The organism is Belnapia arida (genome assembly GCF_016773205.1).
Lineage (GTDB): Bacteria > Pseudomonadota > Alphaproteobacteria > Acetobacterales > Acetobacteraceae > Belnapia > Belnapia arida.
Map to the genome: position 1 here is coordinate 64,725 of NZ_JAETWB010000018.1, position 26,032 is coordinate 90,756.

Annotated in this window: 26 protein-coding genes and 1 tRNA gene; 7 read left to right on the forward strand and 20 right to left on the reverse strand. The window is 71.8% G+C overall.

Going from position 1 to position 26,032, the window contains the following annotated elements:
* Positions 1-18 precede the first annotated feature (18 nt).
* On the reverse strand, positions 19-2,313 hold the full coding sequence (locus JMJ56_RS22980; RefSeq protein WP_202834109.1) for a DUF3141 domain-containing protein: 2,295 nt from the start codon (positions 2,311-2,313) through the stop codon (positions 19-21).
* 126 nt (positions 2,314-2,439) lie between these two features.
* Here JMJ56_RS22980 and JMJ56_RS22985 point away from each other — a divergent pair, with 126 nt between their 5' ends.
* Positions 2,440-2,736: a ribbon-helix-helix domain-containing protein gene (locus JMJ56_RS22985; RefSeq protein WP_202834110.1), complete on the forward strand. Its 297-nt coding sequence runs from the start codon at positions 2,440-2,442 to the stop codon at positions 2,734-2,736.
* On the opposite strand, the gene JMJ56_RS35370 is transcribed toward JMJ56_RS22985, so the two are convergent.
* Positions 2,718-3,740: an energy transducer TonB gene (locus tag JMJ56_RS35370; protein WP_202834111.1), complete on the reverse strand. Its 1,023-nt coding sequence runs from the start codon at positions 3,738-3,740 to the stop codon at positions 2,718-2,720. The two genes, JMJ56_RS22985 and JMJ56_RS35370, sit on opposite strands and share 19 nt — an antisense overlap.
* A gap of 9 nt (positions 3,741-3,749) precedes the next feature.
* Entirely contained in the window at positions 3,750-4,019 is a 270-nt protein-coding gene (locus tag JMJ56_RS22995) for a DUF6489 family protein (RefSeq protein WP_202834112.1), read from the reverse strand.
* 159 nt (positions 4,020-4,178) lie between these two features.
* Here JMJ56_RS22995 and JMJ56_RS23000 point away from each other — a divergent pair, with 159 nt between their 5' ends.
* Positions 4,179-5,240 carry an LLM class flavin-dependent oxidoreductase gene (locus tag JMJ56_RS23000; protein WP_202834113.1) on the forward strand — a complete coding sequence of 354 codons (1,062 nt, stop codon included), beginning with the start codon at positions 4,179-4,181 and terminating at the stop codon, positions 5,238-5,240.
* Positions 5,241-5,277: 37 nt separating this feature from the next.
* Here JMJ56_RS23000 and JMJ56_RS23005 read toward each other — a convergent pair whose 3' ends face one another.
* The gene (locus JMJ56_RS23005; RefSeq protein WP_202834114.1) at positions 5,278-5,490 is read right to left on the reverse strand and encodes a con-10 family general stress protein; all 213 of its coding nucleotides are present in this window, start codon (positions 5,488-5,490) and stop codon (positions 5,278-5,280) included.
* A gap of 129 nt (positions 5,491-5,619) precedes the next feature.
* Here JMJ56_RS23005 and JMJ56_RS23010 point away from each other — a divergent pair, with 129 nt between their 5' ends.
* A complete protein-coding gene (locus JMJ56_RS23010; protein ID WP_202834115.1) occupies positions 5,620-7,020 on the forward strand; it encodes a CoA transferase in 1,401 nt (466 codons plus the stop codon).
* 154 nt (positions 7,021-7,174) lie between these two features.
* On the opposite strand, the gene JMJ56_RS23015 is transcribed toward JMJ56_RS23010, so the two are convergent.
* Positions 7,175-8,140 carry a Bug family tripartite tricarboxylate transporter substrate binding protein gene (locus tag JMJ56_RS23015; protein ID WP_202834116.1) on the reverse strand — a complete coding sequence of 322 codons (966 nt, stop codon included), beginning with the start codon at positions 8,138-8,140 and terminating at the stop codon, positions 7,175-7,177.
* Between JMJ56_RS23015 and JMJ56_RS34955 the strand changes: the two genes are divergently transcribed.
* Both JMJ56_RS34955 and JMJ56_RS23025 read left to right on the forward strand, forming a co-directional pair.
* Positions 8,139-8,342: a hypothetical protein gene (locus JMJ56_RS34955; protein WP_202834117.1), complete on the forward strand. Its 204-nt coding sequence runs from the start codon at positions 8,139-8,141 to the stop codon at positions 8,340-8,342. The genes JMJ56_RS23015 and JMJ56_RS34955 overlap by 2 nt on opposite strands.
* Positions 8,343-8,634: 292 nt before the next feature.
* Positions 8,635-10,323, forward strand: a complete 1,689-nt coding sequence (locus tag JMJ56_RS23025) for a sensor histidine kinase (RefSeq protein ID WP_202834118.1) — start codon at positions 8,635-8,637, stop codon at positions 10,321-10,323.
* A 10-nt stretch (positions 10,324-10,333) separates the two neighbouring features.
* Here JMJ56_RS23025 and JMJ56_RS23030 read toward each other — a convergent pair whose 3' ends face one another.
* The 6 genes from JMJ56_RS23030 to JMJ56_RS23055 are packed head-to-tail and all read right to left on the reverse strand — an operon-like array spanning position 10,334 to position 15,600.
* On the reverse strand, positions 10,334-11,173 hold the full coding sequence (locus JMJ56_RS23030) for an alpha/beta fold hydrolase (protein ID WP_202834119.1): 840 nt from the start codon (positions 11,171-11,173) through the stop codon (positions 10,334-10,336).
* Positions 11,174-11,230: 57 nt separating this feature from the next.
* Positions 11,231-12,298, reverse strand: coding sequence for an ROK family protein (locus JMJ56_RS23035; protein WP_202834120.1), 1,068 nt, complete (start codon positions 12,296-12,298; stop codon positions 11,231-11,233).
* A 35-nt stretch (positions 12,299-12,333) separates the two neighbouring features.
* The gene (greB, locus tag JMJ56_RS23040; RefSeq protein WP_202834121.1) at positions 12,334-12,864 is read right to left on the reverse strand and encodes a transcription elongation factor GreB; all 531 of its coding nucleotides are present in this window, start codon (positions 12,862-12,864) and stop codon (positions 12,334-12,336) included.
* Positions 12,861-13,790, reverse strand: coding sequence for a TAXI family TRAP transporter solute-binding subunit (locus JMJ56_RS23045; protein WP_202834122.1), 930 nt, complete (start codon positions 13,788-13,790; stop codon positions 12,861-12,863). Before JMJ56_RS23045 ends, greB begins: the two co-directional genes overlap by 4 nt.
* A 9-nt stretch (positions 13,791-13,799) precedes the next feature.
* Complete coding sequence (locus JMJ56_RS23050) at positions 13,800-14,585, reverse strand: hypothetical protein (RefSeq protein ID WP_202834123.1); 786 nt, start codon at positions 14,583-14,585, stop codon at positions 13,800-13,802.
* Positions 14,586-14,595: 10 nt separating this feature from the next.
* Positions 14,596-15,600 carry an MBL fold metallo-hydrolase gene (locus JMJ56_RS23055; protein ID WP_202834124.1) on the reverse strand — a complete coding sequence of 335 codons (1,005 nt, stop codon included), beginning with the start codon at positions 15,598-15,600 and terminating at the stop codon, positions 14,596-14,598.
* Between the two features lie 139 nt (positions 15,601-15,739).
* Here JMJ56_RS23055 and JMJ56_RS23060 point away from each other — a divergent pair, with 139 nt between their 5' ends.
* The gene (locus JMJ56_RS23060; RefSeq protein WP_202834125.1) at positions 15,740-17,266 is read left to right on the forward strand and encodes an AMP-binding protein; all 1,527 of its coding nucleotides are present in this window, start codon (positions 15,740-15,742) and stop codon (positions 17,264-17,266) included.
* 2 nt (positions 17,267-17,268) lie between these two features.
* Here the strand turns inward: JMJ56_RS23060 and JMJ56_RS23065 are convergent, their stop codons facing one another.
* From JMJ56_RS23065 to JMJ56_RS23100, 8 genes are all read right to left on the reverse strand, one after another.
* The gene (locus tag JMJ56_RS23065; protein ID WP_202834126.1) at positions 17,269-18,243 is read right to left on the reverse strand and encodes a Bug family tripartite tricarboxylate transporter substrate binding protein; all 975 of its coding nucleotides are present in this window, start codon (positions 18,241-18,243) and stop codon (positions 17,269-17,271) included.
* A 66-nt stretch (positions 18,244-18,309) separates the two neighbouring features.
* On the reverse strand, positions 18,310-19,482 hold the full coding sequence (locus tag JMJ56_RS23070; protein ID WP_202834127.1) for an acyl-CoA dehydrogenase family protein: 1,173 nt from the start codon (positions 19,480-19,482) through the stop codon (positions 18,310-18,312).
* Between the two features lie 76 nt (positions 19,483-19,558).
* On the reverse strand, positions 19,559-20,674 hold the full coding sequence (locus JMJ56_RS23075; protein ID WP_202834128.1) for a CaiB/BaiF CoA transferase family protein: 1,116 nt from the start codon (positions 20,672-20,674) through the stop codon (positions 19,559-19,561).
* Positions 20,675-20,783: 109 nt separating this feature from the next.
* Positions 20,784-21,248, reverse strand: coding sequence for a con-10 family general stress protein (locus tag JMJ56_RS23080; RefSeq protein WP_236038310.1), 465 nt, complete (start codon positions 21,246-21,248; stop codon positions 20,784-20,786).
* A 241-nt stretch (positions 21,249-21,489) separates the two neighbouring features.
* On the reverse strand, positions 21,490-22,320 hold the full coding sequence (locus JMJ56_RS23085; RefSeq protein WP_202834129.1) for an ABC transporter permease: 831 nt from the start codon (positions 22,318-22,320) through the stop codon (positions 21,490-21,492).
* A gap of 7 nt (positions 22,321-22,327) precedes the next feature.
* The gene (locus JMJ56_RS23090) at positions 22,328-23,365 is read right to left on the reverse strand and encodes an ABC transporter substrate-binding protein (protein WP_202834130.1); all 1,038 of its coding nucleotides are present in this window, start codon (positions 23,363-23,365) and stop codon (positions 22,328-22,330) included.
* Between the two features lie 17 nt (positions 23,366-23,382).
* Positions 23,383-24,459, reverse strand: a complete 1,077-nt coding sequence (locus tag JMJ56_RS23095; protein ID WP_202834131.1) for an ABC transporter ATP-binding protein — start codon at positions 24,457-24,459, stop codon at positions 23,383-23,385.
* Positions 24,460-24,461: 2 nt separating this feature from the next.
* Positions 24,462-25,274: an ABC transporter permease gene (locus tag JMJ56_RS23100; RefSeq protein ID WP_202834132.1), complete on the reverse strand. Its 813-nt coding sequence runs from the start codon at positions 25,272-25,274 to the stop codon at positions 24,462-24,464.
* A gap of 179 nt (positions 25,275-25,453) precedes the next feature.
* Between JMJ56_RS23100 and JMJ56_RS23105 the strand changes: the two genes are divergently transcribed.
* Positions 25,454-25,546: transfer RNA gene (locus JMJ56_RS23105), tRNA-Ser, on the forward strand.
* Positions 25,547-25,733: 187 nt separating this feature from the next.
* On the opposite strand, the gene JMJ56_RS23110 is transcribed toward JMJ56_RS23105, so the two are convergent.
* Positions 25,734-25,871: a hypothetical protein gene (locus JMJ56_RS23110; protein ID WP_202834133.1), complete on the reverse strand. Its 138-nt coding sequence runs from the start codon at positions 25,869-25,871 to the stop codon at positions 25,734-25,736.
* Between the last annotated feature and the right edge of the window lie 161 nt (positions 25,872-26,032).

Consider the following 26,032-nt stretch of genomic DNA (forward strand, 5'->3'; position numbering starts at 1 on the left):
TGCTAGGGGCTGGGAACCCTAATCCGGCATTGCCGCGGCCTCGTAACCGACCGGCACCGGGGCCCGGCCCGGAGTGGCGAGCGTGGCGCGGAGCTGCGCCAGCATCGCCTCCGCCGCCTCGCCAAGCTCCGCCTCCGGCCCGGCCACCGCCTCCACCGCGGCCAGTGCCCGCACACGCTCCTCCTGCTTCGGGAGCAGCTGGGGGAGGGTCGCTAGCGCCTCGGCCGGCGCCATGCTGGCGATCACCGTCTGCCGGCGGATCATGGCCTGCCGTTCCTCCGGCGTCATGGCGGCGAAGGGCTCCTCCGTCGTCAGCATGGCGTTGGAGCGCACCAGGCGGGAGCGGCGCACGCCGCCACGGGCGCGGGCCAGCAGGATCATCATGCGGATGACCGCTGCCGGATAGCCGCCCTCGGCGATCTGGGCCAGCGCCGCACGCACTTCGGGCGCCGTGGCTTCGGTCGCCGGCGGCGGGGCCTCGGGCGGCTCGGCCTGGGCCACGCCCCAGGTGCCAAGCGCGCCGTAGAGGGCGTGGAAGGCATATTCCGTCCAGCCGTCGCGGATGTCGCGGTAGAGATCGAAGCTCCGCTCCATGCCGTCGGCCCAGAGCCGCTCCCAGGCGAGGAAGGGGTTGGTGGGTGCCACCGGCCGCCGGTCCGCCCGTGCCTGCTCGGCCAGCGGCGCGACGGCAGCCATCGCCGGGTTGCGGTCGCTGAAGAGCGTGCGCCGCAGCCGCATCGGGTGCATCTGCCGCCGCAGCTCGGCCGTCCGCTCGGTGCTGAGCTGGCGGATGAAGGGCGCGGCGAAGAGGTCGTAAATCGACTGGTTCAGCGCCGAGATGCGGGCGACGGCGGGGAACGCCTCGTTCTTCGCCTCGCCGCTGCGGGCGCGGATGTCGGCCATGGTCCGCTCCTTGAGCTCGACCTGCCAGCCGCCGTTGCCGCCTTCCGTGGTGATGAGCATCTCGTAGAGGCCGGGGGCGACGCTGTCGATCAGCTGCAGCGTCTCGGCGATCTCGGTATGCTCCTTCAGCGCGATGGCGCCCGAGACGAAGATGCCGAGATGGCCGATATCCTCGTGCATCAGGTAGACGATGGTCTGGCCGAGCGTCTTGATCTCCTGCTCGTCGCGGTACACGTCGGCGATCCAGCGCAGCGCCTGGCCGGGCGGCGTGATGTTGTCGCCGGCCGAGGCGAAGACGACCACCGGACTGCGCACCGCGCGCATGTTGAAGGTGGCGCCGCCGCCGGCGCTGATCTCGCCGCGGGCGAATTTGTCGCCGATGAAGAGGTTCTCGACGATCCAGCGGATCTCGTCGCGGTTCATCAGGAAGTAACCGCCCCACCAGCGCTCGAACTCCAAAAAGCGTGGCGTCTCGCGGTCAACATTGGCGTAGAGATTGTAGTATTTCTTGAACCAGGTGTTGGCGGGCGACAGGCTCTCGAAGTTGAGCACCAGATTGGCGCCGTCGAACTTGCCGTTGCCGAGATCGGCCAGCAGCGCGGCCGGCCAGGAGCCGCCGGCGAGGCCGCCGAGATAGCGCATCGGGTTCCGCCCGCGCTCGCCGGCCCAATAGGAGAGCGGCGCGCCGTTCAGCACGATGGCGCCGGTGAGGTCGGGCTGCGAGGCGCCGAGCATCATCACCGCCCAGCCGCCCTGGCAATTGCCGATGACGACGGGCTTCGGCGCCTCCGGATGCAGCTTCGCCACCTCCTCAAGGAAGACGCCCTCGGCATGAGTGATGTCGAGGATGGTCTGGCCCGGCTCCGGGTCGCGGAAGAAGACGACGAAATAGACCGGGTGGCCGCGCCGCAGCGCGACTCCCACCTGGCTGTCCGACTTGAAGCCGCCGATGCCGGCGCCATGGCCGGCGCGCGGGTCGATGATGACGAAGGGACGCAGCTTCGGGTCCTGCGGCGCGGCGCCCTCGGGGCGGCGGATGCGGACCAGCGCGTAATTGCAGGGACGCGGCAGGGTGCGGCCGTCCACCACCATGTCCCAGGGGAAGAAGAGGACGGGCGGGCAGCCCTCCGCCTCATGCTCGTAGAAGGTGTTGCCCGCCTGGCGCAGGGCATCGAGGTAGAGGATGCCGCGCTGGGTCGCATCCACCGCATAATCCGCGGCCGCGGCGAGCAGCGTGGCCGGGTTGGAGGGAAGCGGCGGCGGGGCTGGCGGCAGGGCCGTGGGGGCGAGCTGCGCCGCCTGCCGCGTCGCCACATCGGTCAGGGTCCGGGCCTGGTCGATGATGCGCGACATGGTTTCGGCACCGCGGGCCAGCAGCTCGCGGCCCGGAGGGGGGGTGACCACGGTCATAGGCGTGTTCCTTAATTTTGGCCGGATGCTGCGTCGCAGCACGCGCAAAGTCCAGTCGAATACTCGGAAATGCGGTGACATCCCGAAATCTTTGGGGCTAGCCTTCCGCTTGGGGAGAACCGTGCCGTGCCGCAAATCATGAAGCGATGCGTCGCCCTGCCACCGGAGCAGGCGCATTTCGTCGACGCGATGGTGGCATCGGGGGCCTATGAATCGAGCGGGGCGGTGATGCGGGCGGCGCTGCGCGCGTTGCAGGCCCGCGACGCCGCCATGGAACGCTGGGTGCTGGCACAGGTCGTGCCGGTGCTCGGGGCGATGCATCCCGGCCCGGCTGTCGGCCCCGCGGATGACCACCTGCGGGCCGCGGTGCGGCGGCAGGAGGCGGTCTGGCTGGGCGAGGGCAATCAGCGCACCAAGATGTAGCGCATCGTAAAGTCGATGGTCACGCCGTTGGGGTCCGCCCCAGGCGGGAAGGCCGGCAACGTCGCGCCACGGAACATCGACATCAGGCCCGCATCAAGCCAGACCGAGCCCGAAGGGCCGATCAGCCGTACCGACTTCACCTTGCCGTTCGGGTCGGCGATCACCTGTACCCGGCTGCTGCCCTGATGGCCCGCCTCCACGGCGCTGGCCGGGTAGCGCTTGTTCTCGTCCACCCAACGGCGGAAGGCGTTCCGCCAATCCGGCCCGACCTGGGCGCCGCGCACATCCGCCTCGGACTCCGTCGAGTTGCGGCCGAGTGTCGCCAGGGGGCCGGGTGACAGGTCGAGCCGCGAGCGCGGCGTGCCCGGCGGCGCCGACGGGGTGGCGGGCGCGAGGTTCCTCGCTTCCGGCATCCAGACCCCAGGCAAGCGCTGCGCCGGCGCGGCCGGGCGGGCGGCGGTCTGCGGCGGGGCCGGGGGCGGCGGGCTCGGGCGCGGCACCTCGCGCGGCAGCGGGATGGGCGGAGGGGGCGTCGGCAGGGCCTCGGCGGCGGCCGGGGGCGGGGGCGGCGGAGCCGGGGCGGGCTCAGCGAACTCCGTGCGCGGCGGTGCCGGCGGCGGCGGGGCTGGCGGCAGCGGCAGGGGCGGCGCCGGCGGTGCCGTAGCCTCGGGCACCGGCGGCGGCTGGGCCGGTTGCGGGAGCGACGGCGGGCTCGGGGGAGCAGGGGGGGGCGCCTCCTGCTCCGGCCGGGCCTCGCCCTGCTCGTCGCCCGGGCGGCCGGGGGCACCTGATTGATACTCGACCTCGAAGGAGGGCGGCGGCAGCGGCTCCGGCGGCCGCTCGCGGGTCATCACCGCCAGCACCACCAGGCCGAGGAAGCCGAGATGCAGCAGCACCGAGCCGACCAGGCCCGGCCGCAGCCGGCGCCAGGGGCGCTGCGCACGGGGGATGCGGCGGCGGCCCGGTCGGAGCGCCGGCTCGGCCCGGAGGGTCGGTGCGGTCACGCGGCGCGGTCAGCCCTGGCTGCCGGGCCCCTTGCCGCCCGCCATCGGCGTGAACAGGCGGAAGAGGCCGGCCATGGCGTCGCGCATCTGCTCGGGCGTCTGCGGGGCGAGGGGCATCCAGGTCCGCAGCAGCGCCTCGGGCGAGAGCGCGTCGACGGCGTCCAGCATCTGCTGCTGCATCTTCGCCAGCACCGCATCCTGCATCGGCCGCAGATCGGGCAGGCCAAGGAAGGTGCGGGCCTCCTCGGGCGTGCAATCGACCTCGACGTTGATCTTCATGGATTCCGGAACTCCGCGCGCATCGCCCATATGGACCGGGCGCGCCGGCTTCGCCAGCGGGGTTACGCTTTGTTGGCGAGGCGTGACCGTTTCATCCGGCCGCAGTTGCGCGGCAGCAGGGGGCGGCTAGGCTGGCGCGAGAGCCGGACGGAGCCTGCCATGCTGAAATTCAGCAATTTCCTTTTCACCGAGAGCCGCGAGCCGGCGAGCGATGCCCGCGTCATCCGCGAGTGCCTGGAGGAGGCGAAGCTCTGCGACGAACTCGGCGTCGAGGTGATCTGGCTTGCCGAGCACCATTTCGACGGCAATTGCGCCTATGTGGACCCGACCGCCTTCGCCGCCGCCGTGCTGGCCGCGACCAGGCGGGTGAAGGTGGGCTTCGCCGTGGCGCAGGTCTCGCTGCATCACCCGATGCGCCTCGCCGAGCAGATTGCGTTGCTGGACAACCTCGGCGAGGGGCGGCTCATCGTCGGGCTCGGCCGCGGCACTGCCTACAATGTCTACGAGTACCAGGGCTACGGCATCGACTGGCGCGAGGCGGGGGCGCGCTATGCCGAAGCCGAAGCGATCATGCTCGAAGCCTGGACCAACAAGGCGGGCGTCACCCACAAGGGCCAATTCTGGGACATCCAGGCGCCGCGGCTGCGGCCGGAATGCTTCACCCAGCCGCATCCGGCGGTGCTGCGGGCTGCCTCCTCGGAAGAGGGGGCGCTGCATCTCGCCGCACGCGGCCTGCCCTTCATGATGAACGTGCAGTCGATCGAGGTGACGCGGCAGCGCCTCGCCGCCTATCGCGCCGCGCTGGCCGCGGCCGGGCATGACGAGGCGCATGTCGCCCACTGCATGGCGGATAGCTGGGTCTGGCGCAACGTCGTCGTCGCTGCCACGGATGCCGAGGCGGCGCGCATCGGCATCCCCGCCTTCGAGGCGATGCAGGAGCAGCGGCGGGTGATGCGGGAGCGCGTCTATGCCGAGCAGGGCATCCGCATGGTGGAGGAGCGGGTGCCGCCGGCGCGGGCGCAGGTGGAGAGCGCCCTGATCCATGGCTCGCCGGCGACGGTCGCGGCGAAGATGGCGGAGATCGACCGCACCGGCGTCGGCGGGGTGATCTGCTCCTTCCGGCTCGGGCCGATGCCGGCGGAGGTGGCGAACGAGTCCATCCGGCTGTTCATGACGCGGGTCGCGCCGGAATTCGGGCCGCGCGCGGCGGCGGCGGAGTAGCGCCGGGGGTTGGCCGCCCCGGCGCCTGCCTCGGCCCTCAGCTGGAGGAGCGACCCCCATGGCTGTTCTGGCCGCCCTTGCGGCCCGCCTCGGCCGCCTTCTCGCGGTTGTTGGCGAAGTTGCCGGGGTTGTTCTCCTTGCCCTGGCTCATGCCGCCCATATGGCCGGCCTCGCGCGCCTTCTCGCGGTCATTGGCGAAATTGCCGGGATTGCCCTTGCCGCCGCCGCCGGAGCCCTGTTGATTCGCCATCGGTCGTTTCCCTGTTCCTTGTGGTGGGGGCGGGGTTACGCTCCCGCCCGTTGGCGTAACGCGGAAGGTCATCGCCGTTTCCCGCAGGCGTTGAGCAACTGTTGAAGCCCTGACAGCGAGGTCTCCCCGATGGCCGATGCATCGCCGCTTGTGATCCTTGAGGGGCTCTGGCGCGCGGCGGGGCTGGCGCCGGGGGCCATGCCGGAGCTTCGGTTGACGGGTGGGGAGCCGGCGCTGCCATCCTCCTTCCGCATCGGCGCGGCGGCGCAGGCGAGCATCGGCGCGGCGACGGCGGCGGTGGCGGCACTGCACCGGGCGCGGGGCGGGGCGGCGCAGGCGGTCTCGGTCGAGATGCGGCATGCGGCGCTGTCCTTCCTCTCGGAGCGCTACCTCGCGCTCGACAGCGGCGATGCGGGGGCCAGGTGGGACGACATCGCCGGCACCTATCGCTGCGGCGACGGGCGCTACGTCAGGCTTCACACGAATTTCCCGCATCACCGGGCGGGCACGCTGCGGCTGCTCGGCTGCGAGGGCAACCGGGCGGCGGTGGGGGCGGCGCTTGGCGGGTGGGAGGCCTTCGGCTTCGAGCAGGCGGCGGCCGAGGCGGGGCTCTGCGTCGCCGCCATGCGAAGCTTCGCCGAATGGGATGCGCATCCGCAGGGGCAGGCGATAGCCGCGCTGACGCCGGTGCGGCTCGAGAAGATCGGCGAGGCACCGCCGCTGCCCCTGCCGCAGGCAGGTGTGCGGCCGCTCGAGGGCATCCGCGTGCTGGAGCTGACGCGGGTGATCGCGGGGCCGGTCTGCGGGCGGACCCTGGCCGCGCACGGGGCGGATGTGCTGCATGTCAGCGCGGCGCATCTGCCGAGTTTCGACGAACTGATCGTCGATACCGGGCGGGGCAAGCGGACGGCCTCGCTCGACCTGCGTGCGGAGGACGGGCGGGAGCGGCTGCGGGCACTGGCTGGCTCGGCGGATGTCTTCCTCCAGGGGTACCGGCCGGGGGCGGTGGCGGGGCATGGCTTCTCGCCCGAGGCACTGGCGGCGCTGCGGCCCGGGATCGTCTGCACCTCGCTCTCGGCCTATGGCGAGGTCGGCCCCTGGGGCGGGCGGCGGGGCTTCGACTCGCTGGTCCAGACGGCGAGCGGCTTCAACCATGCCGAGGCGGAGGCGGCGGGCAGCCTGCCTGAGCCGAAGGTGCTGCCCTGCCAGGCGCTGGACCACGCCTCGGGGTACCTGCTTGCCTTCGGCACGCTGGCGGCGCTGCTGCGGCGGGCGGAGGAGGGCGGATCGTGGCGGGTAGCGGTCTCGCTCGCCGGGACGGCGCGGTGGCTGCTCAGCCTCGGACGGATCGAGGGCGGGTTCGGCGTGGCGGTGCCGAAGATGGCGGAGCTGGGCGGGCTGCTCGAGACGGGCGAGAGCGGCTTCGGGCGGCTGACCGCGCTGCGCGAGCCAGGGCGGCCGGAGGCGACGCCGCCCTTCTGGGCGTTGCCCTCGGTGCCGCTCGGGACGCACCGGGCGGAGTGGGTTTAAGGGGCCCGGACGGCTTCAATTCTTGAAGCCGCCTCCTGCAGGATCAATGGTTTGGGAGGGAATTTGAGGGATTGATGGGTTGAGGCGGGGGTGCCGGGCGGGGCTTGTGCGGCGACCGTTTTCCTATAGCAGAGACGGTGCTATAACGCAATGATCAGTCGGCGGTGATGCCGGCCTCGCGCACCAGCACGGCCATGGCGGCGCGCTCGCGCTTCAGGAATTCGACGAATTCGGCCGGGCTGTTGCCGAGGGCCAGCGCACCGAGGGCGGTGAGGCGCTCAGTGACCCTCGGGTCGCGCAGCGCCGCCTGGCAGGCCTCGTGCAGGCGTTCGGTGATGGCCGGGGGCAGGCCGGCGGGGCCGTAGACGCCGTTCCATTCGGTCTGGTCGTAGCCGGGGAAGCCCAGCTCGGCGACGGTCGGGATCTCCGGCAGGCTCGGGATGCGTCCGGCGGAGGAGGCGGCCAGCGGGCGCAGGCGGCCCTCCTGCGCGAGCGCGGCGGCGCTCGCCACCGTGGCGAAGCCGAAATCGACATCGCCGGCGAGCACGGCGGCCAGCGCCGGCCCGCCACCGCGATAGGGGACGTGGCTGAACCCGACCTTCGCCCGGTCCGCCAGCACGGCGGTCGCGATGTGGTTGGAGATGCCGTTGCCGGAGGAGCTGTAGGTGAGGCGGCCCGGCTCGGCGCGGGCTTTGGCGAGCAGGGCCTCAAGGCTGCGCAAGGGGCTGTCGGGGCGGACCACGAGCAGCAGCGGGTAGACGGTGACGCGGCTGACCGGGGTGAAGCCGGTGACGTAGTCGAAGGGCAGGTTGCGGAACAGCACCTGGTTGACGGCCTGGTTGGCGGCATCGACGAGGAGGGTGGTGCCGTCCGGCGCGGCGCGGGCGGCCTCCGCAGCGCCGATGGTGCCGCCGGCACCGGCTCGGTTCTCGACCACGGCGGGCTGGCCGAGGAAGGTGGCGAAGGCGGGGGCGAAGAGGCGGGCCGTGGTGTCGGCGCCGCCGCCGGGCGAGAAGGGGACGATCAGCCGGACCTGGCGCGCCGGGGCCCATTGGGCGAGGGCAGGCGTGGCGAGAAGGGAGGCGGCGAGTGCGGGCAGGCTGCGGCGGGTGGTGGCCATGGCGGTGTCTCCCCGGATGGGGGATGGTGGCGGTGGGGCGGGTGGCGCGCAACGGGTGGGGGAAGGGAACACCTTTCGGGCGGCTGGTCTGCCTCGCGGCGGCCCGCCCGCGGCCCGCCGCTTGATGATGGAGGAGCGGCGGGTCGGGCGCTTCCGCCGCGCCTTCCGCGACCTCAAGATCAGGCCGCTGGAAGGGGCCTGACACCCCGCGGCCCGCCTGGGCCGTGGCTCTCATTCCCCGGCCGCCGCGGCATCGGGCGGTCGGGCCACATCGTTGAGGAAACCTGCGGCTTTTCATGCCGAACATGGGTTTTGGCTTCCACCGCCCGCTGGCCGACCCTAATCCTGCGAGACGCGCCAACGGCCCCCCGCCTGCAGGGTTGTCTGGTCCCAGCGAGGGTGACTGTGTGACGCCTGACGAGCCCTCCCCCGCAAGCCTCCTGCGTCGGCCGACGCTTCGCGTCCGGCTCGCGGGCCTCGTTCTCGCAGTGGCCATGCCGCTCGTCGCGCTGAACCTTGCCCTGGTCCACATCGGCTACCGGAATGCCCGCGCGCAGGCGAGCGGGCAGGCGCTGAACGTCGCGCGCGGGCTGGCCCTTGCCCTCGAGGGCGAGTTGCGCGGGCGGACCCTAGCGCTCGAGGTGCTCGCCAACTCCCGTGCCCTGGCCGGTGGCGACCTCGACACCTTCCGCATCCAGGCGGAGGCGCTCGTCGCGCGCCAGGCGCCCGGTGCCGATATCCTGCTGCTGCGCGCCGACGGGCAGCAGCTGATGAACACCGCCGCGCCGCGCGGCGTGCCGCTGCCCGCGCGGACCCATCTGGTGAACCAGAGACGCGTCCTCGAGACGCAGCGGCCAGCCACCTCCGACCTCTATTTCGGCTTGGTCGTGCGCCGGCCGGTCGTGGCGATCGACGTGCCGGTGCCGGGCCCCGTCGCAGGGCTGGACGGGGCGGCGTCCGGCCTCATCCTGTCGCTCAACCCGCCGCTCGATGCCTTCGACGCGCTGATCAGGCGGCAGCAGCCCGGTGTCGACTGGATCATCGCCGTGATCGACCGCGCCGGGGTGCGGGTGGCGCGTCTGCCGGACCCGGAGCGCTTCGTCGGGCAGAAGGTCACGCCGGAATTGCTGGAGCGGTGGGGCGCGGGGGCCGCCGAGGAGGTGATGGACGCCGTCAGCCCGGATGGCGAACGCGTCATCAGCGCCGTGGTGCGCCTGCCCGAGCCCTTCGGCTGGGGCGTGGCCGTCGCGGTGCCGGAGGCGGAGCTCACCCGCCCGGCGGTGCGGACGGCGCTCGCCCTGCTGGCCGGCGAGCTGGCCGTGCTGGCGCTCGGGATCCTTCTCGCCCGTCGCATCGCCCTCGGCGTACTGCGCCCGGTGACCGAGCTGCTGCACATGGCTGCGGCGCCGGACGAGGCGGCCTTGCCCGCGGCCTCGCACATCCATGGCCTGCCGGAGGCCGACAGGCTGGCGGAGGCGCTGCTGACCGAGGCGCGGCGGCGCCGGGCCGCCACCGCCTCGCTGGTGGACAGCGAGCGGCGGCTGCGGCTGGTCGTCGCGGAGCTGAACCATCGCGCCAAGAATGCCCTCGCCACGGTGCAATCCCTGGCCTTGCAGACGGCGCGCGGCGGGGCGGGGGGCGATGCCGGGGAATTCGTCCCGGCCTTCACGGGCCGGCTGCAATCCCTGGCGCGGGCGCATGACCTGCTGACGGCGGTGGCCTGGGAGGGGGCGGCGCTCGATGTCGTCGTGCGGACCGGGCTGGCGCCCTGGCTGGAGGGGGTGGAGGAAGGCAGGCCGCGCTTCGCCCTGACTGTTCAGCCCGACCGGCCGATGCCTCGCGTGCCGCCCGGCCAGGTCCAGGCGCTCGTCATGGGGCTGCACGAGCTGGCGGTGAATGCCGTCCGGCACGGGGCGCTCTCGGTGCCGGGCGGGCATGTCGAGGTGGTGTGCAGGACCGATCCGGCGAGCCTCGCCGCGGCCATCGACTGGCGCGAGAGGGACGGCCCGCCGGTGCCGCCGGCCCCGGCGCGGCGCGGCTTCGGGACGCGGCTGCTGGAACGCGCCCTGGCGCATGACCTCGGCTCCGGCGCGCGGGTGGTGCTCCAATTCGAGCCGGATGGCCTGCGGGCGACGATCAGCTTCGCGCCGCGGCCCGTGGTGCGGGAGGGGGTGGAGGCCTGACCGGTGCCGGTCAGGCCGGAGCGAAGCGTCGTGCCAGCATGTCGGTCAATATGGCGTTGAAGCTCTCCGCCGCCTCGTAGGCGACCCAATGGCCGGCGCCGGGCACGAGGCCGGTCCAGGCCTCGGGCTGGACCTCGCGGAGGGCGGCGAAGCGGCGCTCGATTTCGGGGAAGGCGATGGCGTCGCGCTCGCCGTAGAGCAGGGCGACGGGGGCGCGGGCCCGGGCGATGGCGTCCTTCAGGCTGGTCGTGCTGGCGAAGCCGCGGCTGCGGAAGCGGGCGGCCATCGTGTTGGCTTCCTGGATCTCCAGCGCGGGGGCGTCGATGCGGCCGGCATCGGCGAACATCAGCGTCGCCAGGTTATGGCGGTGGGCGGCGAGACGGGCCTCGCCGGTCTCGCTGCGGACCTTTTTCAGCGGCGCGATCTGGCGTGGTAGGCCGAGGGCGCCGGCGCCGACCAGGGTGACGCTGCGGAGGCGCCCATCGGCCTGGGCGGCGAGGTGGCCGGCGAGCAATGCGCCGAAGGAAAAGCCGCAGAGGTCGTAGGAGCGGCCGGGCAGGAGGTCGGCGAGGCCGGCGAGGAGGATGGCGGCGACGGGGGCAGGGGTCTCGGCCGGAGGCGGCATGGCGCTGTCGCCGAGGCCGGGGAGGTCGGGGCAGACCACCAGCCGGTCGCGGGATAGCGGCCCGATGTTGCGGGCCCAATGGCGCCAGGAGCCGGAGCCGCCATGCAGCAGGACGAGGGGCGGGGCATCGGCGTCGCCCCAGAGGCGCCAGGCCATGCGGCCCTCGCCGCAGGGGGTCTCGATGCGGCGGGCGGTGGCGTCGAGGCGGGCCAGGAAGTCGGCCATGCGGGAGTCGGTCCCCTTAGATGCTGCGCCGCAGGATCGGGCGGGGCGACGGGCGGATCAAGACTTGCGGTTGGTGAAGCGGGCGTTGCCGAGGCCGGTACCGATGGTCAGCACGCCCCAGTGCTTCACGTCGCCCATCCAGGGCACCTGGCTGAGACCCTGCACCACGGCGTCGTTGTGCATGACGACCACCGTACCATGGCCGCCGATCTCGGGGATGGCGGCGTGCAGACGTCCAGGCAGGTTGAAGCGCTCGCTCTCCCAATTGCCGGGGAGGTTCTGGGCGCCGTGGGCGATGCTGCCATCCTCCTCGACATGGCCGGGGCAGCCGATGCCGATGAAGGGGGCGACGGCGAGGCCGCGCTTCTCCGCCTTGTGCAGCATGTCCCGCAGCATCTCAACGAGGCGGTCGATGGCGGCCTCGCGGCCGGGCTTGTCGTCGCGGTGGCGCCAGATGGCGCTTTCCCAAAGGCAGGCGGCGGAGAGGTCGGAGGCCTTCTTCAGATGCGGGCGGACGAGGCCGACGCGGATGTTGGAGCCGCCGATGTCGACGGCGAGCAGCGCGTCATGGCCAAGGAAGATCCAGGGCGGGGCGAGCTGGGTGGCGCCGATGAGGCCGGCCTCGTCTGGGTCGTGGCGGATGGGGATGAGGTCGATGGTGATCTCCTCGCCCTTCAGCAGCATGGCGGCGCGGCCGATGGCCAGCTCGCCGACGCGGCTGCCGCGCATGCCGCCGCCGATGACGATGCGCTCGGTGCCCTGCCACTCCTTCAGCTTGAGCAGGCGCTTGACGACCGTGGCGAAGGACTGGGCGAATTCCTCGACGACGCCATGGACCAGGCCGGCGATCTCCGGGTCGCCCTCGGCGAGCAGCCTGTCGAGCTGGCGGCGGCCGATGGTCTCGGGGGCGGCGTCGCCGAAGGGGTCCTCCTTGTCGACCGCCTTCAGCCGGGCGCGCCAGTCGGCGAGGATGGCGCGGAAGGCGGTGCTGCTGGCACGGTCGCCAAGGAAGCCGTCCGGGGTGCGGAGGGTGGCGTTGGCGGTGTCCACCGTGACGGCGGGCAGCTCGTTGGCGCCATGGGAGGGGAAGCCGGGAGGGTTGGGCCGGCGTGCCTGTTCGGTCATGCGGGGGCAACGCCAGCGGTGGCAGGTCGGTTCGCTCAACGTTCCGGATAGGTGATGGAGACGATCTCGAGCGTCTCCAGCCCCTGCGGCGTGCGGAGGCGGACCAGGTCGCCGATGCCGGCGCCGAGCAGGGCGCGGGCGACCGGGGAAACCCAGGAGACATGGCCGCGGGCGGTGTCGGCCTCGTCGATGCCGGTGATGGTCACCGTGACCTCGCGGTCGTCCTCGCGGGCATAGGTCACCGTCGCGCCGAAGAAGACGCGGTCGCGGCGGGGCTGGGCGGCGGGATCGACCACCTGGGCGCGCTCCAGGCGCTTGCGGAGGAAGCGGACGCGGCGGTCGATCTCGCGCAGGCGGCGCTTGCCGTACTGGTAGTCGGCATTCTCGGAGCGGTCGCCGAGGCCGGCGGCCCAGGAGACGACCTCGACGACCTTCGGGCGCTCCTCGGTCCAGAGGCGGTGCAGCTCGGCCTGCAAGGCCGCGTGGCCGGCGGGGGTCATGTAGAGGGGCGAGCCGGGAGGAAGGCCGGGCGGGACGTCGTCCTCGTCGTCGTCCTGGGGGGTCATGCGCGGAAGCGGGTCCAGCCGGGGAGGCGGGCGGCGAGGTCGACCTCGCGCCATTTGGGGTGACGGGGCGGGCGGAGGAAGGCGGGGAACTTCGCCTCGAAGGCCGCGGCGAAGCGGGCGAGCTTGCGGTGCCGCTCGGTGCCGGGTGTCCACGCGTAGCAGGCCATGACGGCGCCGACGGCGATGGTCTCGACCGGGCTGTCCGCGATGAGGCTGGGGTAGTCGGCGGGCGCCAGGGTGGCGGGGAGGTAGGTCTCCAGCAGGCGGGGCGTCATTGGGATGGGGAGGAAGCGGAGGGACGTTCCCGCAGGCAGGCCGGCGAAGAGGCGGGCGGGCTTGCCGGTGACATAGGCGAGCGCCGCGATCTCGCCGCGGCGGAGCTGTTCGAGCGCGGCGTCCTGCGGGGCGTGGCGAGGCTCGATGGGGATGCCCTCGAAGAGCAGGCTTGCGGTCATCGCAGTGCCACTGCCCGGAAGATCGATATTCACTGCCTTGCCGGCGAGGTCCTCGAGGCTGGCGATGCCGGGAGCGGCGAGGATGTGGACCTCCTCGTCGTAAAGCTTGGTGACGTACTGGATCAGGGCATCCAGGCCGGGAAGCAGACGGCGGCCGCGGGCGTAGGCGAGGACGTCCGACTGGACGATGCCGAGATCGACGCCGCGCAGCACCAGGATGTCGCTGATGTTCTGCAGGGAGCCGCGGCCGAGGGTGGGGAGGATGCGGAGCGCGTCGCCATCGTCGAGCACGGCGGCGAGGTCGGCGGCGATGCGGGCATAGGTGCCGTCGATGCCGCCGGTGACGATGCCGATGGTGCCGGCATTGGCGCGGGCGGCGAGGTTGTTCAGCGACTGGACGAGCGACTGCGCCCCGGCGGGCGGGGCGGTGGCGGCGAGGGCGGCGGCGAGCAGCGTGCGGCGGGCGGGCATGGCCCCGGCTTAGCCCGGTGGCGCACCGGAGGCCAGCAGGCGGCGGAGGCCGAGCCCGATCGGGACCATGTCCGGGATGGTGGCGCGGCTGAAGGCCTCGATCGGGGCGAGGGCGCGTGGGTCGGGCAGCGGGCCGGGGATGGCGAGCAGCGGACGAATGGCATCGGCCTCGGCCTCGGCGAGGCGGAGGGTGGTGGCACGGGCGGCCTGGATGGCGGCGGGGTCGAGGAGCGGGGCGGCCAGGACGGGGAGGGTGGCGAGGAAGCCGGGCCAATGGGCGAGGTGGAGGTAGAGGCTCGGCACCACGCCGCCGCCATGGCGGGCGGCGAGGCCGGTGACGAGGGCGGCCGTCGCAGGCGGCAGCGCGTCGAGCCGAGGGAGGGGCGGGGGCTTGGGGAGCATTGCCTCCGCGGCGAGGCGCGGCGGGGGCGGGGCGGGGTGCGGCGGGTCGCCCGCCAGGGCGCGGCGGATGGCGGTCAGCAGGATGAGGTTGGTAAGATTGCCGCGGTTGTAGGTCTCGACCAGGGCGGCGATGGCAGCGCCGTGCTCGACGGGGACGGGCGCAAGCGGCGGCAGGGGGATGGCGGCAGCGAGGCGGCTTCGGGCGCCGGCGAGGCTGCCATCCTCCAGCGGCGGGCGGATGGCCTGCCAGAGCCAGGGCAGCACGCCGTCCAGCGTCGCCAGGTGGCGATGGATGAGGTTGACGAGGGGGACGCCGCTGGCCGCGCGAAGCCGGTCGTAGAGCGCCGCGATGTCGGGCGGCGCGTCGGCTTCGCGGAGTTCGGCCAGCGGCATGGGGAGACTGCTACAGCGTCGTCAGGTTCATCGGCTCGGCATACCACTCGAAGCCTTCGCCCGCCCTCGCCACATGGCCAAGGCCGGGCCAGGGGAAGTGGTAGGAGATGACCGGGTGCTTGTCGGCGGCGAGGCGCGTCAGCATCCGGAGGCGCGACTGGGCGGAAAGCTTGGGGTCGGTGTCGAAGGCGAATTCCCAGAGCGGCTTCTTCAGCAGCAGCACCTGGTGGTGCGCCAGGTCGCCGGTGTTGACGACGGTCTTGTTGCCGTCGGAGATGAAATAGACCATGTGGCCCATGGTGTGGCCGGGCGTCGCGAAGGCGGTGACGCCGGGCGCGACCTCCTTGCCGTCCTGCACCATCACCATGCGGTCGCGATAGGCCGAGAGGTTCTTCTTGGCGCCGTCGATGAAGGGCACCATGAAGTCGGGGCCCTTCTTGTTGGCGTCGTCGGTCCAGAAGCGCAGGTCGGTCTCGCTCACCGCGACCTGGGCGTTGGGGAAGTTGCGGCGGCCCTCGGCATCGACCAGCGCCCAGCAATGGTCGCAATGCGCATGCGTCAGCACCACCATGTCGATCTGCGCGGGGTCGATGCCGGCGGCCTTCATGTTCGCCAGCAGCTTGCCGGTGGTCGGGCCGAACATCTGGCTCGCGGCGCCCATGCTCTCACCCATGCCGGTGTCGAAGAGGATGAGCTGGCGGCCGGTGTTCAGCACCAGCGCGTTCTGCTCGAGCGTGGCCGAGGCGGGGTCGAGGAAACTGCCGGTCAGCAGGTTGCGGATTTCCTCGGGCGGCGAGGCGGGGAAGGCGGGCTCCGGCTTGCCGAGCGGCAGCCTGCCGTCGGAGATGATGGTGAGTTCGTAGCTGCCGAGCTTGAAGCGGTACCAGGCGGGCGGCAGATCGTTGCGGAAGGGCGCGGCGGCGCGGGCCTCGGTGACGGCGGTGGTGACGAGCGCGGGCGCGGCGAGCGTCGCGGCGGCCGCGCCCAGCAGGGCACGGCGGCTGATCTGGATCATCCTGTTCCTCCCAATCCGGTACCGCGGCATGGCGCGGCACGGGGCAATGGTACAGCGGGAGCGGGGTGCGTCGAGCGAAATCGCGCGTGGTTGACGGCAGGTAATGGGGCCGCCACCCTTCGCCCAGCAGGAGGAACGGATGCCGCAACTGGCCTTTTGGGCGGAACGCCAAGCGGAGAAGCCGGCCGCGATCTTCCCCGACACCGGCGTCACCGTCAGCTACGGCGCCTTGCAGGCGCGGGCACGGCAGGCGGCGCACTGGCTGTTGCGGATGGGGTTGCAGCCGGGCGACGGCATCGCGGTGCTGCTCGACAACCGGCCTGAATTCCTCGAACTCGCCGAGGCGGCGCGGCTGGCGGGGCTCTACATCACGCCGCTTTCCATCCATCTGCGGCCGCATGAGATTGCCTATGTGCTGAACGACAGCGGGGCGAGCCTCGTCGTCGTCAGCCCGGAGCTGGAGGGGCTGGCGGCGGCGCTCGTCGCGGAAGGCGCGATCGGCGGGCGGCCGCGCTATGCGCTGGGCGAGAGCATCGCCGGCTATGAGGGCTACGAGGCGGCGCTGGCGCGGGAGGATGCGGCGGCACCGCTGCCGGAGCGTCCGCTGGGACGGGAGTTCCTCTACTCCTCCGGGACGACGGGGCTGCCGAAGGGCATCCGCCGGCCGATGCTGCCCTATGGGCAGCGCGACGCGCCGATGTGGGACATGAGCTGGAAGTCGCTCTACGGCTTCGACGAGAGCGTGGTCTATCTCTCGCCGGCGCCGCTCTACCATGCGGCACCCTTCGGCTATGTCAGCCGGACGCTGCTGGAGGGCGGGACGGCGATCATTCTCCGCAAATTCGATGCGGCGCAGTGCCTTGCCATGATCGAGCGGTATCGCGTCACGCATAGCCAGTGGGTGCCGACGATGTTCGTGCGGCTGTTGGCGCTGCCGGATGAGGTGAAAGGCGCGCACGACCTGTCATCGCATCGCTGCGCCATCCATGCGGCGGCGCCCTGCCCGGTCTCGGTGAAGCGGGCGATGATCGAGTGGTGGGGGCCGGTCCTCTACGAATACTACGCGGGCTCCGAGGGGATCGGGACCACGGTGATCGACAGCGAGACCTGGTTGCGCAAGCCGGGCTCGGTGGGGCGGCCGGTGAATGGCGTGCGGGTGCACATCACCGGCGAGGATGGGCGGGAGCTGCCACCGGGGGAGACGGGGACGATCCGCTTCGAGGGCGGGCCGCGCTTCGCCTACCACAACGCGCCGGACAAGACGGAGGCCTGCTACGACGAGCGCGGCTGGGCGACGCTCGGCGATCTGGGCTGGGTGGATGAGGAGGGGTTCCTCTTCCTCTCCAACCGCCGGGCGGATCTGATCCTGTCGGGCGGGGTCAACATCTATCCGGCGGAGATCGAGGCGGCGCTGGCGCAGCATCCGGCCGTCGGCGAGGTGGCGGTGGTCGGCGTGCCGCATGACGAGATGGGCGAGCAGGTGCATGCGGTGGTCGTGCCGCGCGGGCCGGTGGAGCCGGCGGTGCTTGATGCCTGGTGCCGCGAGCGGCTCTCCGGCGTGAAGCGGCCGAAGAGCTACGAGTTCGTCGAGGAACTGCCGCGCTCGGAGGCAGGCAAGCTGCTGCGGCGGATCCTCAAGGAGCGCTACCTGCCGGCGACCGGGTAGGATCAGCCCGTACCGAGGCCGAGGCGCTTCACCCGCGCCTCCTCCATGTCGATGGTCTCCGCCATGTTGCGGGCGTAGTCGGCGCTGTTGAGGTATTGCAGCGGCTGATCGAGCTTGGCCAGCATGGCGACATGCGAGGGGTCGTGCAGGGCACGGCGGAAGCCCTCATGCAGGGCCGCAGTGATTTCCGGGTCAAGGCCGGCGGGGGCGACGAGGCCGTAGGGCGAGGTGATGACCATGCCGGTGTAGCCGAGCTCCAGCAGCGTCGGCACCTCGGGGAAGCCGGGGCGGCGGTCGGGCGTCCAGACATTCAGCAGGCGGACCCTGCCCTCCTTGATGAGCTCGTAGAGGCCGGTGCCGGCGGCGGTCGCCTCGATATGGCCGCCGAGCAAGGCGGGCACGGCATCGGCCTCGCCGCGGAAGGGGACGTGGACGACCTCGAGCTTCTCCCGTTCGGCAAGGTCGACCATGGCCAGATGGGGCGTGCCGTTGGCGCCGGTATTGCCCCAGCGATGGCGGCCGGGGTTGCGCCGGGCATCGGCGACAACGTCCTGCCAAGTCTTCCACGGGCTGTCGCCGCGCACCACGATGCCGAAGGTGTAGCCGGTGAGATGGATGATCGGCGTGAAGTCCCGCCGCGGATCATAGGCCATGCGCTGCATGAAGGGCAGGCGGAGGGCCGGGAGCGTCATCTGCGAGACCAGGTAGCCGTCGGGCTTCGCGCGGGCAACGGCGGCGGGGCCGAGGGTGCTGCCGGCGCCGGGGCGGTTCTCGGTGACGACGGTCTGGCCGAAGGCGCGGCCGGCGGCCTCGGCCAGGGCGCGCATCTGCACATCGGTGGCGCCGCCGGCGGGGAAGGGAACGAGGAGGGTGATGGGCCGCTCGGGGAAGCGCGGCTGGGTCCGGGAGGGGGACGGCACGAGGGCGGGCGCGGCGAAGGCGGCGCCGAGCAGGGCGCGGCGTGTGGCGAGCGGCATGGATGGTTCGTCCCGGTGGTCTTGTTGTTGGGGCCCCGCCGCGTTGAGCGGCGGGGCCCGGCGATCCTACAGCGTGCGGCCGATGATTTCGCGCATGATCTCGCTGCTGCCGCCGTAGATGCGGCCGATGCGCGCATCGGCCCAGGCGCGGCCGATCTCGTACTCGGCCATGTAGCCGTAGCCGCCATGCAGCTGGAGGAAGTCGTCGAAGAGGCGGTTCTGCATCTCGGCGCCGAGCAGCTTGGCGGTCGCCGCCAGCTCGACGGTCAGCTCGCCGCGGAGATGGAGGGCGAGGCAGTGGTCGGCGAAGACGCGGAACATGGTCGCCTGCGCCTTGGCGTCGGCGAGCTTGAAGCGGTTGTGCTGGAAGTCGATCACCGGCTGGCCGAAGGCCTGGCGCTCCTTGGTATAGGCGACGGTCTTCTCCAGCATCACCTCCATCCCCATCGCGGCGCGGACGGCGATGACCAGGCGCTCCTGGGGCAGGTTGCGGATGAGGTAGTTGAAGCCCTTGTTCTCCTCGCCGAGCAGGTTGGCGACGGGGACGCGGACATCTTCGAAGAAGAGCTCCGAGGTGTCCTGCGCGTGCAGGCCGATCTTCTCGAGGTTGCGGCCCTTGGTGAAGCCGGGGGCATCGGCGGGGACGCAGATCAGCGAGATGCCCTTGCGGCCGGCGGCTGGGTCGGTCTTGGCGCAGACGATGACGAGGTCGGCCAGCTGGCCGTTGCTGATGAAGGTCTTCGACCCGTTGATGACGTATTCGTCGCCTTCGCGGCGCGCGGTGGTGCGCATCGCCTTCAGGTCGCTGCCCATGCCGGGCTCGGTCATGGCGATGGCGCCGATGATCTCGCCGCGCGCCATCCCGGGCAGCCAGTCGCGCTTGCGCTCCTCCGTCGCCAGGTCGGCGACATAGGGAACGACGATGTCGGAATGCAGCGGGAAGCCGGGGCCGGTGCAGTTGGTGCGCGCGATCTCCTCGATGATGATGGCGCTGTAGCCGAAGTCGGCGCCGGCGCCGCCGTATTCCTCGGAGAGCATGGGGCAGAGCAGGCCGGCGCTGCCTGCTTCGAGCCAGACGCTGCGCGGGACGATGCCGTCACGCTCCCATTGCCGGTGGAAGGGGACGATGTGCTTCTCGAAGAAGCGGCGCACCTGGTCGCGGAACATCTCGTGGTCCGAGTTGTAGACGGTGCGGGGGCCGGCGAGGCTGCGGCCGGGCAGGGCGGGGTTGGTGTCCATGGCCTTGTCTCTTCCCTGAGCGTGGTCGTCGGAGGCCGGAGCGGCCGGAGGCGTGAATCACGCAATCAAATGAAACTCAGATTGCTTGTGCGCTGCGGAGGGCGGCGATGTCGTCGGCGGTGAAGCCGCAATCGGCGAGGATCTCGTCGGGCGCCGCGCGGGCGGGCGGGCCGGGCTCGGCCGGGGTGCGGCTGAAGCGGGGGGCGGGGGCGGGCTGCACCACGCCGTCGCGGGCGAGGAAGGTGCCACGGGCTTGGTTGTGCGGGTGGCGCGGCGCCTCGTCCATGTCGAGGACGGGGGCGATGCAGGCGTCCGTCCCCTCGAAGAGCGCGGCCCAGTCGTCGCGGGTGCGGCCGCGGAAGATGGCGATCAGCTCGCCCTTCAGCGCCGGCCAGGCGGCGGGGGACATGCGGTCGGGGAAGCGGCCCGGGTCGAGGCCGAGCTTCTCGCACATGAGTGCGAAGAATTGCGGCTCGATGGGGCCGACGGCGATGCTGCGGCCGTCGGCGCATTCATAGGTGTCGTACCAGGGGGCGGCGCCATCGAGCATGTTGGAACCGCGCTCCTGCGACCAGCGGCCGCGGGCCTTGGCCGCGTAGATCGGGGCCATCAGCAACGCGGCGCCGTCGACCATGGCGGCATCCACCACCTGGCCGCGGCCGCTGCCCTTCGCCTCCAGCATGGCGGCGAGCAGGCCGAGGGCGAGCAGCATGCCGCCGCCGCCATAGTCGCCGACGAGGTTCAGCGGCGGGACGGGGCGCTCGCCGGCGCGGCCGATGGCGTGCAGCGCGCCGGTGAGGGCGATGTAGTCGATGTCATGGCCGGCGGACTGGGCGAGCGGGCCCTCCTGGCCCCAGCCGGTCATGCGGCCATAGGCGAGGCGCGGGTTGCGGGCGAGGCAGGGCTCCGGGCCGAGGCCGAGGCGTTCCATCACGCCGGGGCGAAAGCCCTCGATCAGCGCATCGGCTGAGTCGACCAAGCGGAGCGTGGCCTCGATGGCGGCGGGGGATTTCAGGTCGAGGGCGATGGTGCGGCGGCCGCGGAGGACGAAATCCTCGGGCGGCGGGGGCGGGGCGCCCTTGCGCTCAAGGCGGATGACCTCGGCGCCGAGATCGGCGAGCACCATGGCGCAGAAGGGGCCGGGGCCGATGCCGGCGAATTCCAGGACGCGCAGGCCCTTCAGGGGTCCCATTGGACTTCCTCCGTGATTGGAGGAAGCTTAGCAGGCTACGCGAATTGCGGAAGAGAAAAGGGCCGGCAGCGACGCCGGCCCCCTCTCGCCGTCAGATCAGGCGGTGCGCTTAGCTGCGGCCGCCATGGCTGTTCTGACCACCCTTCTTGCCGGCCTCGCTGGCCTTCTCGCGGTCCTGGGCGAAGTTGCCGCCCGAGCCAGAGCCCGAACCGCCGCTGCCGCCGCCGCCGCCGCCGCCATGGCTGCTCTGGCCGCCGGAGCGGCCGGCCTCGGCGGCCTTCTCGCGGTCGTTCGCGAAGTTGGCGGGGTTGTTCTCCTTGCCCTGGTGCTGGCCGCCGATGCGGCCGGCCTCGGCGGCCTTCTCGCGGTCATTCGCGAAGTTGGCGGGGTTGTTTTCCTTGCCCTGGTGCTGGCCACCGATATGGCCGGCCTCGGAGGCCTTCTGCCGGTCGTTGGCGAAGTTGCCCGGGTTGTTCTCGGCGCTCTGGTGGGTGCCGCCGGTATGGCCGGCGCGCGAGGCCTTCTCACGGTCGTTGGCGAAGTTGCCGGGATTGCTGTTGCCGCTATTGGCCATGGTGTTCTTCCCTGTCCCGTTACTGCGTGGCCGCCTCGTCCGCGGCCTGCGACGACAGAACGTGGAACGGTGCTTCCGGATGCGGCGGCGGACGCACAAAGCCGAGAAAAAATACTGCAAAATCAGTATTATAAACCATGCGAAGGCGGCATGGAGCGGCGCAAGGCCAAGGTTTTTCGGCTCGGTTGCGGGGCCGGTCCTGCAACATCCACAAGGGAGTAACCGCGAAGGTTTTTCACGCTCAGCGCGAGCGGGAGCGGCCGGCCAGGAGAGTGCTGCCGATGAGCGTCAGGACCAGGGTGACGACGAGGAGGAGGAAGGCGAGCGCGGCGCCGAAAGGCCAGTTGGTCCCCCGCACGAACTGGTCGTAGACGGCGGGCGCCATCATCTTGAACTGCGGGCCGCCGAGCAGGACCGGCGTCGCGTAGGCGTTCATGCAGAGAATGAAGACGAGGACGCAGCCGGCGGCGACGCCGGGCAGCGCCAGCGGCAGGACGACGCGGCGGAAGGCGGTGAGCGGGCCGGCGCCGAGATTGGCCGCCGCTTCCTCGACGCCGCGGGGGATGCCCTCGATCACCGCCGAGAGGGTCAGGATCATGTAGGGGGCGACGACGGCGAGGATGCCGGCGATGACGGCGCCGGTGGTGTAGAGCATCGGCCAGGGCTCGGCGATCAGCCCAGCGCCGAGGAGGGCGGCGTTGATGGCGCCGTCGCGGCCGAGGAGGGCCATCCAGCCGGCGGCCCGCACCACGTTGCCGACGAGCAGCGGGAAGAGCGTCAGGATCACGGCGAGGCTCTTCCACCGGCTCTCCATGCGGGCGAGCCAGTAGGCGGGGGGGAAGCCGATCAGCAGGGCGAGCAGCGTGCAGGCCAGTGCCACGCCGAGGGTCGTCGCCAGCACCTCGCGGTAATAGGGGTCGGCGAGGGCGCGGAGGTAGTTCTCCGCGGTCAGCGCCTCCTGCATCATCTGCGCGGCGTCGTAGCGGTTCAGGCTGATGCGGAAGAGCATCGCCATCGGCGCGACGAGCAGGCCGAGCACCAGCAGCGTCGCCGGGAGGAGGAGGGCGGCCATTGCTGCCTTACCGCTTGAACTCCTTGTTCCAGAAATCGATCAGCGCGACCTGGTTCTTGGCGATGTACTCGTAGTCGGGGGTGCGGAGCTTCGCCTGCTGCTCCGGCGTCAGGCTGATCTGGCGGGCAAGCTCGGGGGGGAGCTGGGCGTCGGTGACGGTCGGCGCATAGCCCATGCGGTCGGCGAAGGCGGTCTGGGCGCGGGCGTCGAGGGCGGCGTCGAGATAGGCGAGGGCGCCCGCGCGGTTGCGGGCGTTCTTCGGCACCGACATCTCGAAGCAGATGCTCGTCGCGCCCTCGCTCGGGACGGCGTGCTCGACGGGGATGCCGGACTTCTTCCACATGAAGCCGCGGGCGAGCCACATGATGGTCAGCCAGACCTCCTCCGACTTCAGGGCGGCGGCCAGCGCCTCGTTGGAGGGGTAGATCTTCACGTCGAGGCTGCGCAGCTCCATCAGCTTCTTCTTGCCGGGCTCGTAGTCGTGCTCGGTGCCGCCGGCGGCGAGCGAGGCGGCTTCCATGTTCTGCAGGTGCAGGATGTCGACGAGGCCGACGCGGCCGCGGTATTTCGGGTCCCAAAGGTCGGCATAGGATTGCGGCGCCGTCGTCACCTTGGCCGGGTTGTAGAGGATGACCTTCGCCGAATAGATGTGCGGCGCCGAATAGGGGCGCTTCAGCGAGGGGATCGCCTTGGCGAGGTTGGGGATGCGGCCCTCCTCGATCGGCTCGAAGACGCCCTGCTGGGCGAGGGTGAACATGTCCACGTCCGAGAGGCAGCAGACATCCATGCTGCCGCGGCGCGAGGCGCGCTCGGCGATCAGCTTGGTCTTGCGCGGGTCCTGCGGGCCGACATCCTGCAGTACCTCGATCCCCTTCGGGGCAAGGATCGGCTTGTCGATGTTGGAGGCGAGCAGGTCGCCGTAGTCGCCGCCCCAGGTGCCGACCACGACCTGGCCAGACGCTTGAGCATCGGCGAGGCCGGGGAAGCCAAGGGGAAGACCAGTGGCGAGGGCGGCGGCGAGGGTGCTGCGGCGGGTCAGTCGCATCGGGAGGGTCTCCGGGCTCAGGTCGGGTCGTCGGGGAGGTCGCCGGGCTCGGCGGGGAGCAGGCGGGCCTCGGCGGGGTCCCAGTGGGCGAGGACGGCATCGCCGGGGGCGAGGGCGCGGCGTGGGTCGCCCTCGGCCGGCGTCGGCGCGCTGGCGAGCAGGCGCGTGCCGGCGAGGTCGAGATGGTACTCGGTCTGGGCGCCGAGATAGGTGACGGCCACGAGGCGGGCGGCGAGGCCATCGCCTGCAGTAGCGACCGCGATCCGCTCCGGGCGGAGGGCGAGGACCTGGCCGTGATGGGCCTGCTGGGGCAGGCAGGGGAGCAAGGCGCCGCCCGGGGTGCGGAACCGGCCGGGGGCCTCTGGCGTGCCGCGGAGCAGGTTGCAGCGGCCGATGAAGCCGGCGACGAAGGCGTCGGCCGGGCGCTCGTAGAGCGCCTCCGCCGTGCCGATCTGGCGGACGCGGCCGCGCTCCATCACCACCAGCCGGTCGGCCATGGTCAGCGCCTCCTCCTGGTCATGGGTGACGAAAAGGGTCGTCAGGCCGAGGCGCTGCTGGAGGGCGCGGATCTCGATGCGGACCTCGGCGCGGAGCTTGGCGTCGAGGTTGGATAGCGGCTCGTCTAGCAGGAAGACGGCGGGGTTGACGACGAGGGCGCGGGCCAGCGCCACGCGCTGCTGCTGGCCGCCGGAGAGCTGGCGGGGGAGGCGGCCGGCCAGGCCTTCCAGCCGGGCGAGGCGGAGGGCTTCGCGCACCCGCGCGTCGCGCTCGGCGCGGGCGACCTTCCGCATCTCGAGGCCGAAGGCGACGTTCTCGCCGACCGTCATGTGCGGGAAGAGGGCGTAGGACTGGAATACCATGCCCGTGTCGCGGCCATGCGGCGGGGCCCGCGTCACGTCGCGGCCGGCGATGAGGATGCGGCCGCTGCTGGGCGGGACGAAGCCGGCGACCATCCGCAAGGTCGTCGTCTTGCCGCAGCCGGAGGGGCCGAGCAGGGCGACGAATTCGCCCTGCGCCACATCGAGGTCGACCCGCTCGACGGCGGTGGTGGTGGCGTAGCGGCGGCTGAGCCCGTCGAGGGTGAGGGTGCCCATGGTCAGACGACCCGGCTCAGCGAGACGAAGCGGTCGGTGATCAGCATGAGCGCGCCGACGAGCGCGATCTGCACGGTGGCGACGGCGGCGAGCGTCGGGTCCACGCGGAATTCCAGGTAGTTCAGCATGGCGACGGGGAGGGTGGTGCGGCCGGGGCCGACCAGGAGCAGCGTCAATTCGAGGTTCTCGAAGCTCTGGATGAAGCTGAACAGGCAGGCGGCGACGACGCCGGGGCGGAGCATCGGCAGGGTGACGCGGCGGAAGACGGTGAAGGGGCGGGCGCCGAGATTGGCCGCCGCCTCCTCCGCCGCGCGGTCGAGGCCCTGGAGCGAGGCGGCGACGAGGCGGACCGTCCAGGGAATGGTCAGCAGGACATGGGCGGCGACGAGGCCGGGGAGGGTGCCCTTGATGTCGTCGTCGATCCAGAATTCGGCCCGGACGTAGAACAGGTAGAGGGCGGTGCCGGCGACGACGCCGGGGACGGCGAGCGGACCGAGGAGGAGCGTGTTCAGCGCGCCGCGGAGGCCGCCGAGGCGGGCGCGGGCGAGGGCCAGCGCCGCCGCCGTGCCGAGGGGGACGCCGATCGCGGTCGCGACCAGGGCCAGTTGCAGCGAGGTGGCGAAGCCGCGGGCGAATTCGCGCTTCTCCCAGGCATTGGCGTACCACGCGAGGCTGAGGCCCTGCGGTGGGAAGGAGACGATCTCCTGGGCGAAGACGCTGATGACGATGACGGCGAGCACCGGCGCCAGGATCAGCCCATAGGCCCCCGTCACCGCCACGCCGAACGCCGCCCTCTGCAGGCGTGACCCTGCCATCCAGCCCCCTTTCGCCTCCCGCGGCGCACCGTGATGCGGGGGCGGGTGCGGGTCAAGCACTGGTGCGGATGGCGGAACATCATAGCCCATGATGTTGGGCCCGTGATGTTGGGTTTGACGGGGTGGGGGGGCTTCGGTATGAAGCGGCCTGCATACGTCGTGAGCCGTGCTGCACCTGCGGAGGGGTGGCCGAGTGGCTGAAGGCGACGGTTTGCTAAACCGTTATAGGGGGTCAACCTCTATCGTGGGTTCGAATCCCATCCCCTCCGCCACTTCCCTTACTAAATCAGCAAACTGTCATTCCGGGGACACACCCGCTGGCCCGATGGGCCACACCGTCAGCGGCTTGCTGTGGTCTTTTTTGTGGTCCCCGGCGCGTTTCGTTGCCGCCCCGGCAGTGCCGGTTCGAGGAATGGTTGCCGCCCGGGACGATGGCCCTGGGCGCTGGTCCGGGGTCTGCTACGGCGCGCCGAGGGCTGCAACCCAGGCCGGTGGGGGCTGCGGCGCCAAATCCACGGACTCAAGGCCCTTGGCCTGGCGCATCAAAACGTTGAAGTTCACCGAGCAGCTCATGAAATTCGGGGCAAAGACCAGCATGGAGGAGGATCCCGCTGCGGTAGCCTCGACCATCTGACCTAGCCCCGGCAGGTTCCGCACCGTAACCTCGATGCCTTCCTGGCGGGTCACGTCCGTCAACGTGGTGGAATTTGCTGATGGGCTGCGGGTGACCACGGCTCAGGCGGGCCGGGGTGGCAGTT

Excerpts from the sequence above, each read along its gene's own strand:
- JMJ56_RS22980 (WP_202834109.1), bottom strand. The coding sequence starts at position 2,313 with ATGACCGTGGTCACCCCCCCTCCGGGCCGCGAGCTGCTGGCCCGCGGT.
- JMJ56_RS22995 (WP_202834112.1), bottom strand. The coding sequence starts at position 4,019 with ATGAAGATCAACGTCGAGGTCGATTGCACGCCCGAGGAGGCCCGCACC.
- JMJ56_RS23000 (WP_202834113.1), top strand. The coding sequence starts at position 4,179 with ATGCTGAAATTCAGCAATTTCCTTTTCACCGAGAGCCGCGAGCCGGCG.
- JMJ56_RS23005 (WP_202834114.1), bottom strand. The coding sequence starts at position 5,490 with ATGGCGAATCAACAGGGCTCCGGCGGCGGCGGCAAGGGCAATCCCGGC.
- JMJ56_RS23010 (WP_202834115.1), top strand. The coding sequence starts at position 5,620 with ATGGCCGATGCATCGCCGCTTGTGATCCTTGAGGGGCTCTGGCGCGCG.
- JMJ56_RS34955 (WP_202834117.1), top strand. The coding sequence starts at position 8,139 with ATGGCGGTGTCTCCCCGGATGGGGGATGGTGGCGGTGGGGCGGGTGGC.
- JMJ56_RS23015 (WP_202834116.1), bottom strand. The coding sequence starts at position 8,140 with ATGGCCACCACCCGCCGCAGCCTGCCCGCACTCGCCGCCTCCCTTCTC.
- JMJ56_RS23025 (WP_202834118.1), top strand. The coding sequence starts at position 8,635 with ATGCCGCTCGTCGCGCTGAACCTTGCCCTGGTCCACATCGGCTACCGG.
- JMJ56_RS23030 (WP_202834119.1), bottom strand. The coding sequence starts at position 11,173 with ATGGCCGACTTCCTGGCCCGCCTCGACGCCACCGCCCGCCGCATCGAG.
- JMJ56_RS23035 (WP_202834120.1), bottom strand. The coding sequence starts at position 12,298 with ATGACCGAACAGGCACGCCGGCCCAACCCTCCCGGCTTCCCCTCCCAT.
- greB (WP_202834121.1), bottom strand. The coding sequence starts at position 12,864 with ATGACCCCCCAGGACGACGACGAGGACGACGTCCCGCCCGGCCTTCCT.
- JMJ56_RS23045 (WP_202834122.1), bottom strand. The coding sequence starts at position 13,790 with ATGCCCGCCCGCCGCACGCTGCTCGCCGCCGCCCTCGCCGCCACCGCC.
- JMJ56_RS23050 (WP_202834123.1), bottom strand. The coding sequence starts at position 14,585 with ATGCCGCTGGCCGAACTCCGCGAAGCCGACGCGCCGCCCGACATCGCG.
- JMJ56_RS23055 (WP_202834124.1), bottom strand. The coding sequence starts at position 15,600 with ATGATCCAGATCAGCCGCCGTGCCCTGCTGGGCGCGGCCGCCGCGACG.
- JMJ56_RS23060 (WP_202834125.1), top strand. The coding sequence starts at position 15,740 with ATGCCGCAACTGGCCTTTTGGGCGGAACGCCAAGCGGAGAAGCCGGCC.
- JMJ56_RS23065 (WP_202834126.1), bottom strand. The coding sequence starts at position 18,243 with ATGCCGCTCGCCACACGCCGCGCCCTGCTCGGCGCCGCCTTCGCCGCG.
- JMJ56_RS23070 (WP_202834127.1), bottom strand. The coding sequence starts at position 19,482 with ATGGACACCAACCCCGCCCTGCCCGGCCGCAGCCTCGCCGGCCCCCGC.
- JMJ56_RS23075 (WP_202834128.1), bottom strand. The coding sequence starts at position 20,674 with ATGGGACCCCTGAAGGGCCTGCGCGTCCTGGAATTCGCCGGCATCGGC.
- JMJ56_RS23080 (WP_236038310.1), bottom strand. The coding sequence starts at position 21,248 with ATGGCCAATAGCGGCAACAGCAATCCCGGCAACTTCGCCAACGACCGT.
- JMJ56_RS23085 (WP_202834129.1), bottom strand. The coding sequence starts at position 22,320 with ATGGCCGCCCTCCTCCTCCCGGCGACGCTGCTGGTGCTCGGCCTGCTC.
- JMJ56_RS23090 (WP_202834130.1), bottom strand. The coding sequence starts at position 23,365 with ATGCGACTGACCCGCCGCAGCACCCTCGCCGCCGCCCTCGCCACTGGT.
- JMJ56_RS23095 (WP_202834131.1), bottom strand. The coding sequence starts at position 24,459 with ATGGGCACCCTCACCCTCGACGGGCTCAGCCGCCGCTACGCCACCACC.
- JMJ56_RS23100 (WP_202834132.1), bottom strand. The coding sequence starts at position 25,274 with ATGGCAGGGTCACGCCTGCAGAGGGCGGCGTTCGGCGTGGCGGTGACG.
- JMJ56_RS23110 (WP_202834133.1), bottom strand. The coding sequence starts at position 25,871 with ATGCTGGTCTTTGCCCCGAATTTCATGAGCTGCTCGGTGAACTTCAAC.